Here is a 12,671-nt window from a genome sequence, read left to right on the forward strand (position 1 = left end):
CCATGCGCATCTCAGCCAGGGCCGACTACGCGGTGCGTGCCGCACTTCAGCTGGCCGCCGCCCAGGACGCGGGGCCACTGAAGGCGGAGGCGATCGCGGAGGTCCAGGACATCTCCCACAAGTTCCTGGAGGGGATCCTCGGCGACATGCGCCGGGGCGGTCTCGTACTGAGCCAACGGGGCGGGAACGGCGGGTACTGGCTGGCCAGGCCGGCCGACTCGATCTCCGTCGCGGACGTCATCCGCTGCGTGGACGGCCCGCTGGTGTCGGTCCGCGGGGTGCGCCCTCCGGAGCTCTCGTACACGGGCCCGGCCGAGTCGCTCCTCACGCTCTGGATCGCCCTGCGGGCGAACGTGCGCCATGTGCTGGACGGGGTGTCGCTGGCGGACCTGGCCTCGGCGAATCTGCCCGCGGAGATCTCCGAGCTGGCCGAGGACCCCGAGGCGTGGACCAACCCCTGACCCGCATTCGGCGGGTGACCACGCGACGCTCGGCCCGAGCGTCCGAGGAGGGCCCGGGCATCCGACCGGCGACCGCCAGGGGCCGAACCAGGTAACCGTCTCGCCCAGCGAGACGCCACTGTCCATCATGCGAACGCCCCTTGGGGCCTCCGGCACCCCTCTGCAACTATCCCTACTATTCCAGTGGGAATACTAGGGATCATGTGAGGTGACGTGAGAACGCCGAAGAAGTCAGCGATACGGCCCACCTCCGGACCGGTCGACCGCCCGGCCGACGACGAGATCTGGCCCCGTGTCACCCGGGAACTCGCCGACGACCTCGCGGTCGACGCACCGGTCAGGGACCGGGCCGGCAAGGCCCCCTTCGACGAGGTGGCCCGGCTCAGGGAGGCCGGACTGCCCGCCCTGCTCACCCCACCGGGCCCGAGCCGCCGGGGAGCCGACTGGCAGGCCGCCTGTACCGTGATCCGCGAGATCTCGGCGGCGGACAGCTCGATCGGTGAACTCCTCGCCCACCACTATGTGTTGTCCTGGACGGCGCGCTTCCTCGGCGGAGGCGCCACGACCTCGGGCTCCCCCGAGACCACCCTGGAGAACCGCACGACACGCGAGCGGTGGCTGCTCGCCGGCGGCATCGAACCGTCCCGCGCGGCGGGGCGAGCCGAGCCGACCCTCACGCCGGTCGACGGCGGCTACGTCCTCGACGGGCGACGGTCGTTCGCCTCCGGAGTCGCCGTCGCCGACCGGCTGGTCGTGGGGGCGCGGTGTACGGGTACGGGGGAGGTCCTGGTCGCCCTGGTGGACCCCGCGGGCCCGGCGGTGTTCACCGAGGCGGGAGCCGACAGACTCGGCCAACGCCTCGCCGGGGCCGGAACGGTGACCTTCGACAACGTCCGCGTCGACCACCGGGACATCCTGGGTGCGCTCCCCGGGGACGAGCATGCCGTGGCCCCCTACACGGCACTGGCCCCCCTCGCGCTGCGGCTGCTCCTGGTCCACGTCGGCCTCGGCATCGCCGAGGGGGCGCTCGCGGAGGCCCGCGACATCAGCCGTGCCGCCCAGGCCGCACCGTCACCCGCCGACGACTACCCGGTGAGCGGCGGGGAGGATCCGTACCTCCTTCTGGCCTACGGGGAGCTGGCCACGGCCGCGCACACCGCCGCGGCGGTCGTCGAGCGGGCGAGCGACGCCCTGGCCCACGGGCTGCTGGCGGAGGGGTCCCTCGGTGTCGAGGAACGGGCCGACATCTCCGTACTGGTCGCCGCGGCCGAGGCGGTGACCACCAGGTCCGCGATCCAGATCACCACACGAATCCTCGAACTCGTCTCCGGCACCACGGGCGGCGGACCGGACTTCGACCGCTTCTGGCGCAACGCCCGTGCCCTCACCGCGAGTTCATCGGCATCCCACCGCCTGCGCGACATCGGCGACCACTATCTCAACGGCACCCACGCGCGGCTCACGCTCCGGGCGTGAGCCCGGACACCGGGACCGGCCGGACACCGGGGGCCGGCCGGGCACCCTGGGGCCGGCCGGGCACCGGGGGCCCGCCATCGGGCCCCCGCAGCCGCCGCATGACGGTCTCGGTGCCTCCGCCGCCGTCCGTCGCCGCCCCCGCCGGATGAGCGGAGGCGGAGGTTCCGGGACGGACGTACCGTCATGACGGGACGTCCGGCCCTCTCGTCGAGCGGTGGGCGGTCCCACGCCGGACGGGGTCAGGGACCGGCCGACGGGCCGGGCCCGCCGCCGAGGACGGAGTCACCCGATGAGCCGAGAGATCGTCGCGGGAGTGGACGGTTCGCCCGAGAGTCTCGCGGCGGCCGACTGGGCCGCCCGCGAGGCCCGGCGACGGCGCCTGCCCCTGCGGCTGGTCCACGCCTGGCGGTGGCAGCGACTGGACATCCCGCTCGAACAGGACCGGGCGGGCCAGGAGCGAACGGCCCACGACGTGCTGCGGCGGGCCGAGTCGGCCGTGGCCGAGCGACACCCCGGTCTCGCCCTCACCGCCGAGGTGGTGACCGAGGCCCCGGTCCCCGCGCTGCTGAGCACCGAGGAGCGGGCCGAGATGCTCGTCATCGGCTCACGTGGCTACGGCGCCGTGGCCGGCTTCCTGCTCGGCTCCCACGGTCAGCAGATCATCGCGAACGCCCACCGGCCGGTGGTGGCGGTGCGCTCCCGGGACGGCGAGGGGAGCGGCGACCCCGAGGGCGGCGTGGTCGTCGTCGGTCAGCTCGGCTCGGCGGAGGACAGCGTGCCCGCGCTCGGCTTCGCGTTCGAGACGGCGGCGGCCCGGGGCGCGTCCGTGCGCGCGGTACGGGCGTGGAACCTGCCGCCGCTGTACGCGTACGGCCCCACGTCCTCGGCGCTGGCGTCGGCCGACGAGGCGGGCGGCCTGGTCCCGTACGAGGAGCGGGCGTTGCGCGAGGCGCTCGCGCCGTGGCGGGAGCGGTTCCCCGAGGTGCGGGTCACCGAACACGTGGAGATCGGCAGCGCGGGACAGGTACTGCTCAGCTCCTCGGGCGACGCCCGGCTCCTCGTGGTCGGACGGCGCGCACGGCGCGGGATGCTCGGGTCGCGGATCGGCTCGGTCGCCCACGCGGCCCTGCATCTGGCGCCGTGCCCGGTGGTGGTCGTACCGCACGAGTGAGTGACCGCGCACCTCGTTGACGAGGCGTGTCGAGGGGTGGGGGGCCGGAAAGGCTTATGTCCGTCGCCCCGGCGGCTCCCCCTGCGCCGGACGGTCCGGTGGACTCGGAGAAGAGAGCGGAGCCCATGCACCACCACGACGAGCACAGCCCCGAGGGCCGGCGGACCAGCGGCGGCGGCAGGCACCGCAGAGGGCGGGGACGTCGTGCGCGGCGCGTGCCGTCCTTCCGCACGGCCGTGACCGTCGCGGGTACGGCGACGGCCGTCCTCACCGTCGCGGCGGGAGCGTACGTCGCGACCCTCGGCTCGCCGGGAGGCACGGGCACCCGCCCGGAGGCGGTCGCGCTGTCGCAGATCGCTCCCCTGGCCGGGGGAGCCGTGCCGTCGGAGGTCCCCACGGCCGTGGCCCCGGACGGCGCGCCGTCCGCCGGACCAGCCGCTCCCCCGTCCGGCCGGTCGTCCACGCCCCCTCCCGCCGTACCCGTGTCGGCCTCGGCGTCGAGCCCGTCGCCGACCTCGGTGCCGTCGTCCGTCCCCGGCACGCCGGACCGGCAGAAGGCCGCGGCGCCCGGCCCGCCGGAGGCGGTGGCGCCCGTCGCGGGGACGGTGGACCAGTACATCGACCAGGTCGTGTCGCTGGCCAACGCCGAGCGGGAGAAGGCGGGTTGTGCGCCGCTCCGCTCCCACGGCCTCCTCCGGAGCGCGGCGCAGGCGCATGCGGACGACATGGCGGAGCGCGGCTACTACGAGCACACCAGCCCCGAGGGGCGGGACGCGGGCGACCGGATCACGGCCGCCGGGTACGCGTGGTCGAGCTGGGCCGAGAACATCCACCGCGGCCCGAAGAGCGCCACGGCGGCCATGGAGGACTGGATGAAGAGCGAAGGTCACCGCCGCAACATCCTCAACTGCTCCTTCGAGGACATCGGCGTGGGGGTGAGGCTGACGTCCGGCGGACCGTGGTGGGTGCAGAACTTCGGAACCGGCCGCTGACCCGGGCCCTTCGGTACGGGCGGGTTCAGGAGGGCGACGCGAGCTTCTGCACCCACAGGGTGCCGTCGGGGCCGGACACGGCCGCGACTCCGGTGTGCTTGTAGCGGCAGTTGAGCATGTTCTCCTGGTGCATGGAGCCGTCCATCCAGCGGTCGAAGACCTTCGACGGGTCGGACCCGCCGCGCGCCAGGTTCTCCGCCCAGGCGGACCAGGCGTAGCCCGCCGAGGAGATGCGCGCGTCGGCGAACTCGCCCTCGGGGCTGCTGTGCCCGTAGTAGCCGCGCCGGACCATGTCCCGGGCGTAGTCACGGGCGGCCTCGGCGAGTCGGGGGTCCTGCCGCAGCGGCGCGCACCCCTCCTCCGCGCGGCGCTGGTTGACCAGCCGGGTCAGCCGCTCCTCGACGGTCGGGGGCGGGGTCGGCCTGGGCGTGGGCTTGGTGGTGGTCGGACTCGGCGAGGGGGTCGTCGTCGACGGCCGGGGGGTGCTCGGCGACGGCGGCGGCGCCGCCGCGGGCGTCGCGGGTGCGGAGCGGCGGGCCTCGGGCTGCGACGGTACGAGCAGGATGAGTCCGCCGAGGACGCCGGCGGCGACCGCGCCGGCGAGGACGGACCTGCGCATGCCTGATCCGCCGCGGCCCGCCGCGTGCGCGGGACCCGAGTGACCCAGGTCGGCGAAGCGGCCGCCGCCGCCTCCGGAGACCGGTCCGAGGCCGTCGCCGAGCCCCGGCTCGGAGCCCGCGTACGCGTCCGGTCCGGGCCCGCTTCCGGGAACCGCGCCCGGGTCTCCCCCGTGCGGCGCCGGGTCCGATCCCGCCGCCTGGCCCCCGACCCCGTCGATCCCCGCGGCGTCCGGGGACTGCGCGGCCCAGGCCGCCGTCTCGATGTCGGGCCGGGTGGCCGTCCAGGCCAGCAGCGGCGGCACCAGGCCGAGGCCGACCAGGAGGCCCTCCGCGGGTGCCAGGCCCGAGCGGGTGCGGCCGCAGACAGCGCAGGTCGTCAGATGGCGGGCTATGCGCTTGCGCCAGATCGGCGCCGGGTGCCCGTCCCAGCCGGCGGTCACGCCGAGCAGCTCCGCGCAGGGCGGCCGTACGGCGAGGGCGCGGACGACGGCGCGGCCCGTCTCCAGGCGCTCCTTCATCCGCTGGACGCGGACCGCCGCGTGCGCCGGGGGGACGGCCAGGGCGTCGGCGAGCTCCGCGCGGCTGAGTTCGCCGCCGGCCTCCAGCCACCACAGGGCGAGGAGTTCGCGATCGCTCTCGTCGAGCCAGCGGGTCGCCTCGGCGACCTCGCGCCGCTGCCCGGAGAGGCCGAGTCGCAGGATCGTGAGGTCGACGAAGTCCCCGGCGGGGTCGGCGAGCTCGGCGGCCCGGTCGAGACCCGGCACGGGCCCGCTCTGTCGCTCGCGCCACCGCCGGCGGATCTGGTTCATCGCGATCGCGACGAGCCAAGACCGGAAGCGTTCGGGGTCGCGCAGCCCGGGCAGGCCGTCCAGAGCCCGGCACATCGTCTCCTGCACGACGTCGTCGACGTCGGCGTGCCCGTCGAGCGCGCGGCCGACGATGTTGTAGATGAGTGGAAGGTACGCGCGCACCAGCCGCTCACCGGCATGCGGGTCTCCGGCCACGGCCGCGTCCACCAGTGCGGCCGTGCCGCGCTCGTCGCTGTGCATCCTGCCTGCTCCCTCGTGCCTGGGTCTGTGCGTCCCCGTGGTGAGGAGACCCCCGGGCGCGGGTGGGATAACACTTCGCGCCGATGTTTATGCCGGTGGGTGCGGAAGGAACGGCACGGTGGCCGCGTTCCCCGCCCGTACGGCCTCGACCGCGGCCTCGTGGAGGTCGCGGCTCTCCAGCTCGCTGGCGCACGGTACAGGACTGCCCGACATCGTGAACCAGTCGGACGCGCCGCTGTACTGCACGGCCACGCGTGCTTCGCCATCTGCCCAGGTGGTGTGCACGGTCAGGTCGCCCGTGACCGCACCGACTTCCTCGGTGAGCACGCCACCGCGCCCGGTGTAGACGCCGGGGGTCGTCCATGATGCCCAGCTCATCCATCCAGGTTCACACCCGGATGCCACATCCGCCACCGCCGGGACCGGCCCGCGTGCGGGAGTTCCCTCCACCGGCGGGAGGGCGTTCTTCCCCGCCTACGGGACCGCCCCGGCCGGTGGGATCCGGCCGGGGCGGAACAGCGGTCGCGCCGCGATCAGGCGAGGGACGCGATGGCCTCGTTGAAGGTGGCGGACGGACGCATCACGGCCGCGGCCTTGGCCGGGTCGGGCTGGTAGTAGCCGCCGATCTCGGCCGGCGAGCCCTGGACCGCGTTGAGCTCGGAGACGATGGTCTCCTCCTGCTCGGTCAGGGTCTTGGCGAGGCCGGCGAAGGCCGCCGCGAGCTGCGCGTCGTCGGTCTGCTTGGCCAGCTCCTGGGCCCAGTAGAGCGCCAGGTAGAAGTGGCTGCCGCGGTTGTCGATACCACCGACGCGACGGGTCGGCGACTTGTCCTCGTTGAGGAAGGTGCCGGTGGCGCGGTCGAGGGTGTCGGCGAGGACCTGGGCGCGGGCGTTGCTCGTGGTGGTGGCCAGGTGCTCGAAGCTGGCGGCCAGGGCGAAGAACTCGCCGAGGGAGTCCCAGCGGAGGTAGTTCTCCTTGACGAGCTGCTGGACGTGCTTCGGGGCGGAGCCGCCGGCGCCCGTCTCGAACAGGCCGCCGCCGGCCATCAGCGGGACGACCGAGAGCATCTTGGCGCTGGTGCCCAGCTCCAGGATCGGGAAGAGGTCGGTCAGGTAGTCGCGCAGCACGTTGCCGGTGACGGAGATGGTGTCCTCGCCGCGGCGGATGCGCTCCAGGGAGAACGCGGTGGCATCGACCGGGGCGAGGATCTTGATCTCCAGGCCCTCGGTGTCGTGCTCCGGCAGGTAGCCCTGGACCTTGGCGATCAGCTGGGCGTCGTGCGCGCGGGTCTCGTCCAGCCAGAAGACGGCCGGGGCGCCGGTGGCGCGGGCGCGGGTCACGGCGAGCTTGACCCAGTCCTGGATGGGCAGGTCCTTGGTCTGGCAGGCGCGGAAGATGTCGCCTTCGGCGACCTCCTGCTCCAGGACGACGTTGCCCGCGGCGTCGACCAGGCGGACGGTGCCGGCCGTGGCGATCTCGAAGGTCTTGTCGTGGGAGCCGTACTCCTCGGCCTTCTGCGCCATGAGACCGACGTTGGGCACGGAGCCCATGGTCGACGGGTCGAAGGCGCCGTGGGCGCGGCAGTCGTCGATGACGGCCTGGTACACACCGGCGTAGCTGCTGTCCGGGAGGACGGCGAGGGTGTCGGCCTCCTGGCCGTCCGGGCCCCACATGTGGCCCGAGGTGCGGATCATGGCCGGCATCGAGGCGTCGACGATGACGTCGGACGGCACGTGCAGGTTGGTGATGCCCTTGTCCGAGTCGACCATGGCGAGGGCCGGGCCCTCGGCGAGCTCGGCGTCGAAGGACGCCTTGATCTCGGCGCCGTTCGGGAGGGCGGCCAGGCCGTTCAGGATGCCGCCGAGGCCGTCGTTCGGGGAGAGCCCGGCCTTGGCGAGGGCCGCACCGTGGGCGGCGAAGGTCTTCGGGAAGAAGGCGCGGACCACGTGGCCGAAGACGATCGGGTCGGAGACCTTCATCATCGTGGCCTTGAGGTGCACCGAGAACAGGACGTCGTCGGCCTTGGCGCGGGCGATCTGCTCGCCGAGGAAGGTGCGCAGGGCGGCCACGTGCATGACGGAGGCGTCGACGACCTCACCGGCGAGGACCGGTACCGACTCGCGCAGCACCGTGGTGGTGCCGTCGGCGGCGACGTGCTCGATGCGCAGCGTGCCGTCCTCGGAGACGGTCGTGGACTTCTCGGTGGAGCGGAAGTCGTTCTGCCCCATGGTGGCGACGTCGGTCTTCGAGTCGGAGGACCAGGCGCCCATGCGGTGCGGGTGCGTCTTGGCGTAGTTCTTGACCGAGCCCGGGGCGCGGCGGTCGGAGTTGCCCTCGCGCAGGACCGGGTTGACGGCGCTGCCCTTGACCTTGTCGTAGCGGGCGCGGACGTCCTTGTCCTCGTCGGTCTGCGGGTCGTCCGGGTAGTCGGGGAGGGCGTAGCCCTGCGCCTGGAGCTCGGCGATCGCGGCCTTGAGCTGCGGGATGGACGCCGAGATGTTCGGCAGCTTGATGATGTTCGCGTCGGGCGTCTTGGCCAGCTCGCCGAGCTCGGCGAGCGCGTCGTCGATGCGCTGACCCTCGTCGAGACGCTCGGGGAAGCCGGCGATGATGCGTCCCGCCAGGGAGATGTCACGGGTCTCGACAGTGACCCCGGCCGTCGAGGCGTAGGCCTGGATCACGGGCAGGAACGAGTACGTCGCCAGGGCGGGCGCCTCGTCAGTGTGGGTGTAGATGATGGTCGAGTCAGTCACCGGGTGTGCTCCGCTCCACGTCTGCGTCTGCGAGATTGCTCGACATCAAGATATCTCGTGATCCGCCTCGGTGGGAAAGGGCCCTGCCTCCTCGGCGGGAACGATGGTGCCGGTGAGGCGGTACGGAGCGGGGACGGCGTCCAGGTCGACATGGCGCAGCAGGGCGAGCAGCACCAGCGTGGCCGCGGCGCCCGCACCGACGGCGAGGGCCTGTCCGGCCTGGTAGGCGACGTGGGGAAGGTTCGGATCGGTGGCCTCCAGGACGAACATGGAGTCGGCGAGCAGGACGATGCCGGCGCCGAGCCCGACGACCGCGGCGGTGGCCAGGGGAGCGATCACGAAGACCGTGCGCAGCGGGAAGCGGCGCGAGAGCGCGGGGCCGACCTTGCCGCGGCGGGCGAGGAGCGCGACGAGGCAGCAGGCCACGGCGAGGACGAGCAGGTCGGCGCCGATGGTGTCGCTGGGCCGGTGCCAGCCGGCGGCCACGGTGTACGCGCCCACGGCCGTCGCCCACAGGGCGCACAGGCCCACCGCGAGGCCCCGGACCCGGTAGGGGACGACGAGGGCGAGGCCGAACATCACGCTCATGGCGACCGTGGTGTGCCCGCTCGGGAAGCTGTTCTGCGCCAGGTAGGGGGGCGCGTGGACCAGGTCGGGGCGGGCGAGGACGTAGCCCTTGAGCACCTCGGCCAGGAAGAGGGAGACGCCGACGGTGCCGAGGGCGACGAGGGTGAGCGCGTACCTCCGCCGCAGCATTCCGATCACGGTCAGCAGGAGCATGGCGACGGCGAGCGAGTAGACCGTGACGTACTGCAGGGTGGGGTTCGCCTCGTGGGCGGCGGCCAGCGTCTCGTCGGTCACGCGGCCGGCGAGCACGGCGTTCTCCCAGCGCTGGCCGGTGGCTGTCAGGACGAGCCCGGCGTAGACGACCGCGAGCAGCAGGACGGCGGCGAGGCAGGCGCGCTGCATCCTTTTGCGTACCCGGGCGCTGAAGGAGTCGGCCGCTTCGGCGGCTATGTTGGCGTACCACCAGGTACCTGTCTCCAGCGACCGCGTCCTGCCGTCGCCGCGGAGCCTGTCGTAGGGGGCCATGCTCCGATTCGAACCCGTCCGGGACCACCGCGCCCGTTGTGCGCACCCGAACGAATCGCCGAGCGGCCGTTCCGGGGGCACGGGCTCCGTGGCGCGGGAGGGCAGGCCGGGCGGGAGGGCCGATCCTCGGCACGGGACCGTCGCCCCGCACGATCGGAGGGTGCCTCCGGGGCCGGCGGGGTCATGCCGCGGCGGAGTGTCCCGTCGGTGACCGGTCGCGCTTGCGCGTGCCGAAGAGGGTGAACGCCGTGTTGACCAGGGCGACATGGCTGAGCGCCTGGGGGACGTTGCCCAACTGGCGGCGGGTGTGGGGGTCCCACTCCTCGGCGAGCAGCCCGACGTCGTTGCGGACGTCCAGGACCCGCTCGAAGACCGTCCGCGCCTCGGACGGACGCCCTGTCATCGACAGGGCGTCGGCGTACCAGAACGTGCAGGCCAGGAAGGCCCCTTCGGCTCCGCCGAGACCGTCCACCTCGTGGACCTCGCCGTTGTTCACGTCGGCGTACCGGCGCGTGAATCCGCGGTCGTCGAGCCGCCCCATGGCCCGCACGGTGCTCAGGACGCGCGGGTCGGTCGGGGGCAGGAAGCCGAGCCGGGGGATCAGCAGGGCGGTGGCGTCGATCCGGCGGGCTCCGTAGTACTGCACGAACGTCTGCTGCTCCTCGCTCCAGCCACGGGCGCAGACCTCGTCCCGCAGCTCCCGGCGCAGGGCCTGCCAGCGCCGGACGGAGCCGCGCTGCCCCGCGACACGGGCGAGCCGCAGTGCCCGGTCGGCCGCGACCCAGGCCATGATCTTGGAGTGGACGAAGTGGCGGCGCGGGCCGCGCACCTCCCAGATGCCCTCGTCGGGATCCTGCCGGCGCTTCTCCACGTATTCGAGGAGCGAGGCCATCAGGCTCCAGACGTGCGGGTCGATGTCGACGCCGGCGCGGACGGCCGAGTAGATGGTGCCCAACACCTCGCCGTAGATGTCCAGTTGGAACTGGTCGACGGCCGCGTTGCCGAAGCGGACCGGGCGGGAGCCCTCGTAGCCGGGCAGCCAGTCGGCGCGCACCTCGGGGAGGTTGCGCTGTCCGGCGACGCCGTAGAGCGGTTGCAGATCGGCCGGGTCGCCGGCGACGGCGCGGACGAGCCAGTCCTTCCACGCGAGCGCCTCTCGGTGACAACCGCTGCGCAGCAGCGCGGAGAGGGTGAAGGTGGAATCCCGGAGCCAGCAGAATCGGTAGTCCCAATTCCGTTGCCCTCCGATGCATTCGGGAAGGGACGCGGTGGCCGCGGCGACGACTCCGCCGGTCGGTTCGTAGGTGAGTGCCTTGAGGGTGACGAGTGATCTGATGACCGCTTCGCGATACGGGCCTTCGTAGCGGAGATGGGACGTCCATTCGTCCCAGTGGGCGAGCGTCCGCGCCAGTTCCGCCGCCACGTCGGGTGCGGGGCCGGGCTCGGAATGGGAGGGGCTCCAGCCGAGTACGAAGGAGACGCGCTGACCGGCCGTCACCGAGAAGTCGACCGAGGTGCATTCATCGGTGACGTCGACGTCGACACCCGGGCCGTACCGCAGATACGCCGCGTCCGGGCCGGCCACGACGGCGACCGTACGCCCGTCCACCGGGCGGGACCACGGGACGACGCTGCCGTGGTTGAAGCGCAGCCGCAACTCCCCGTGCAGAGCGACCCGTCCGGCCACCCCCTCGACCAACCGGATGATGCGCGGGGTCGTCTGACGGGGTGGCATGAAGTCCGTGATGCGCACGGTTCCGGTGACGGATTCCCAGACGGATTCCAGCACCAGTGAGTCGTTCTTGTAACTCCGGCGACTGCAAGGGCGATTTCCCACCGGCGCGAGACTCCACTGCCCGTGGGATTCGTCGCCCAGGATCGCGGCGAAACAGGCGGGCGAGTCGAAGCGCGGCGCGCACCACCAGTCGACGGCCCCGTCGGTCCCGACGAGGGCTGCCGTCTCCAGATCCCCGATGAGGGCGTAGTCCTCAATTCGCCCTGCCATGAACGGATTGTAATACCGTGGAGGGAGGGTAGCGCGAATGGAGTTCGATGAATTCCCACTCGCCCGCATAACGAGCGGTCCGGACGAGACCGATTCCAGAAAGCCGTACCGATGGGTAAAGGCCCGCATCCGCTGCGCCGGTCGACCGACCGTCTCCCGGACGCCGGAGGCCGCGCGGTGAGCGTGGTCGTCCCGGTCCGTCCCGGAGACCGTGACACCGACTGGCTGCTCGAACAGATTCCGGCAGCAGTGCGGGAAGTCGTCCTGGTGGGCAGCGCGTCCGGCGCCGTGAAGACCGGCACCGAGACGCGTACGACGATCCATGACTCCGTGACCGTGCGCAGGCTGGGGCCGTGGGACCGCTCGGCCGGCGACATCCCCCACGCGGGACTCCTCGCCGCCACCGGCGACCACATCGTGCTCATGGGCGCCGACGGCACCATGTCCCCGAAGGAGATCCCGCACTACCTGCACTACCTGGACAGCGGATACGACTTCGTGAAGGGTTCGCGCTTCATCGCCGGCGGCGACTTCGCCGACTACCCGCTGCTCAGGCGGCTGGGACACAGCGCGCTGCTGCGCGTCGCCAGGCAGCTGTACGGCCAGCACCTGACCGACCTCTGGTACGGCTTCTGCGCCTTCCGCCGGGGCTTCGTCGAGCTGCTGGAGCTGCGCGAGGACGGGGTCGAGCTCGGCCCCGAGCTGGTCACCCACGCCCTGCACTACGGGCTGCGCATCGCCGAGGTCCCCAGCCTCGAACTGCCCCGCCACCACGGCCCGACGCACGCGCGCACGGTCCGCGACGGCGCGCGCATCCTGGGCCGGCTCCTCGACGAACGCCCGCACAACGCGCTGCACCGCCTGGCGCCGATCCCGCGCCCCGGGAAACACGCGGAACAGGCCCGTGGCGCTTGACGAATCAGATACCGGATGCTAACGGTTGAAGTCAGGCATTTCAGACGCATGACAGGCCCTCGGCAGGGTCGGTTGCCGGAAGAAGCTCATCGTGACTTCACTCCCCATCAGCCGAACACCGGCGGCACCCGCTCCGC

10 protein-coding genes are annotated in these 12,671 nt (G+C 72.8%); 5 read left to right on the forward strand and 5 right to left on the reverse strand.

The features are described from left to right. The first annotated feature begins 2 nt into the window (after positions 1 to 2). From AB0D99_RS03850 to AB0D99_RS03865, 4 genes are all read left to right on the forward strand, one after another. The gene (locus AB0D99_RS03850) at positions 3 to 461 is read left to right on the forward strand and encodes an Rrf2 family transcriptional regulator (protein ID WP_362356543.1); all 459 of its coding nucleotides are present in this window, start codon (positions 3 to 5) and stop codon (positions 459 to 461) included. Positions 462 to 674: 213 nt separating this feature from the next. Beyond that, positions 675 to 1,937 (forward strand): acyl-CoA dehydrogenase, encoded by a 1,263-nt coding sequence (locus tag AB0D99_RS03855; protein ID WP_362356545.1) that lies wholly within the window; start codon positions 675 to 677, stop codon positions 1,935 to 1,937. 289 nt (positions 1,938 to 2,226) lie between these two features. Further along, a complete protein-coding gene (locus AB0D99_RS03860; protein WP_362356547.1) occupies positions 2,227 to 3,108 on the forward strand; it encodes a universal stress protein in 882 nt (293 codons plus the stop codon). A 125-nt stretch (positions 3,109 to 3,233) separates the two neighbouring features. Beyond that, positions 3,234 to 4,100 (forward strand): CAP domain-containing protein, encoded by an 867-nt coding sequence (locus AB0D99_RS03865; RefSeq protein ID WP_362356549.1) that lies wholly within the window; start codon positions 3,234 to 3,236, stop codon positions 4,098 to 4,100. 25 nt (positions 4,101 to 4,125) lie between these two features. On the opposite strand, the gene AB0D99_RS03870 is transcribed toward AB0D99_RS03865, so the two are convergent. The 5 genes from AB0D99_RS03870 to AB0D99_RS03890 form a co-directional block, all read right to left on the reverse strand. After that, positions 4,126 to 5,769 (reverse strand): sigma-70 family RNA polymerase sigma factor, encoded by a 1,644-nt coding sequence (locus AB0D99_RS03870; RefSeq protein WP_362356551.1) that lies wholly within the window; start codon positions 5,767 to 5,769, stop codon positions 4,126 to 4,128. 87 nt (positions 5,770 to 5,856) lie between these two features. Further along, positions 5,857 to 6,147, reverse strand: coding sequence for a hypothetical protein (locus tag AB0D99_RS03875; RefSeq protein ID WP_362356553.1), 291 nt, complete (start codon positions 6,145 to 6,147; stop codon positions 5,857 to 5,859). Between the two features lie 155 nt (positions 6,148 to 6,302). Next, complete coding sequence (locus AB0D99_RS03880) at positions 6,303 to 8,522, reverse strand: NADP-dependent isocitrate dehydrogenase (RefSeq protein WP_362356555.1); 2,220 nt, start codon at positions 8,520 to 8,522, stop codon at positions 6,303 to 6,305. A gap of 45 nt (positions 8,523 to 8,567) precedes the next feature. Further along, positions 8,568 to 9,614: a phosphatase PAP2 family protein gene (locus AB0D99_RS03885; RefSeq protein ID WP_362356557.1), complete on the reverse strand. Its 1,047-nt coding sequence runs from the start codon at positions 9,612 to 9,614 to the stop codon at positions 8,568 to 8,570. A gap of 181 nt (positions 9,615 to 9,795) precedes the next feature. Further along, positions 9,796 to 11,619, reverse strand: coding sequence for a glycoside hydrolase family 15 protein (locus AB0D99_RS03890; RefSeq protein WP_362356559.1), 1,824 nt, complete (start codon positions 11,617 to 11,619; stop codon positions 9,796 to 9,798). A 177-nt stretch (positions 11,620 to 11,796) separates the two neighbouring features. Here AB0D99_RS03890 and AB0D99_RS03895 point away from each other — a divergent pair, with 177 nt between their 5' ends. Further along, positions 11,797 to 12,534, forward strand: coding sequence for a glycosyltransferase (locus AB0D99_RS03895; protein ID WP_362356561.1), 738 nt, complete (start codon positions 11,797 to 11,799; stop codon positions 12,532 to 12,534). Positions 12,535 to 12,671: the final 137 nt, after the last annotated feature.

Source organism: Streptomyces sp. NPDC047971 (assembly GCF_040653355.1).
Taxonomy (GTDB): Bacteria; Actinomycetota; Actinomycetes; order Streptomycetales; family Streptomycetaceae; genus Streptomyces.

Bases quoted from the DNA above. Each gene is read 5' to 3' on its own strand.
- AB0D99_RS03850 (WP_362356543.1), top strand. From the start codon at position 3: ATGCGCATCTCAGCCAGGGCCGACTACGCGGTGCGTGCCGCACTTCAG.
- AB0D99_RS03860 (WP_362356547.1), top strand. From the start codon at position 2,227: ATGAGCCGAGAGATCGTCGCGGGAGTGGACGGTTCGCCCGAGAGTCTC.
- AB0D99_RS03865 (WP_362356549.1), top strand. From the start codon at position 3,234: ATGCACCACCACGACGAGCACAGCCCCGAGGGCCGGCGGACCAGCGGC.
- AB0D99_RS03870 (WP_362356551.1), bottom strand. From the start codon at position 5,769: ATGCACAGCGACGAGCGCGGCACGGCCGCACTGGTGGACGCGGCCGTG.
- AB0D99_RS03875 (WP_362356553.1), bottom strand. From the start codon at position 6,147: ATGAGCTGGGCATCATGGACGACCCCCGGCGTCTACACCGGGCGCGGT.
- AB0D99_RS03885 (WP_362356557.1), bottom strand. From the start codon at position 9,614: ATGGCCCCCTACGACAGGCTCCGCGGCGACGGCAGGACGCGGTCGCTG.
- AB0D99_RS03890 (WP_362356559.1), bottom strand. From the start codon at position 11,619: ATGGCAGGGCGAATTGAGGACTACGCCCTCATCGGGGATCTGGAGACG.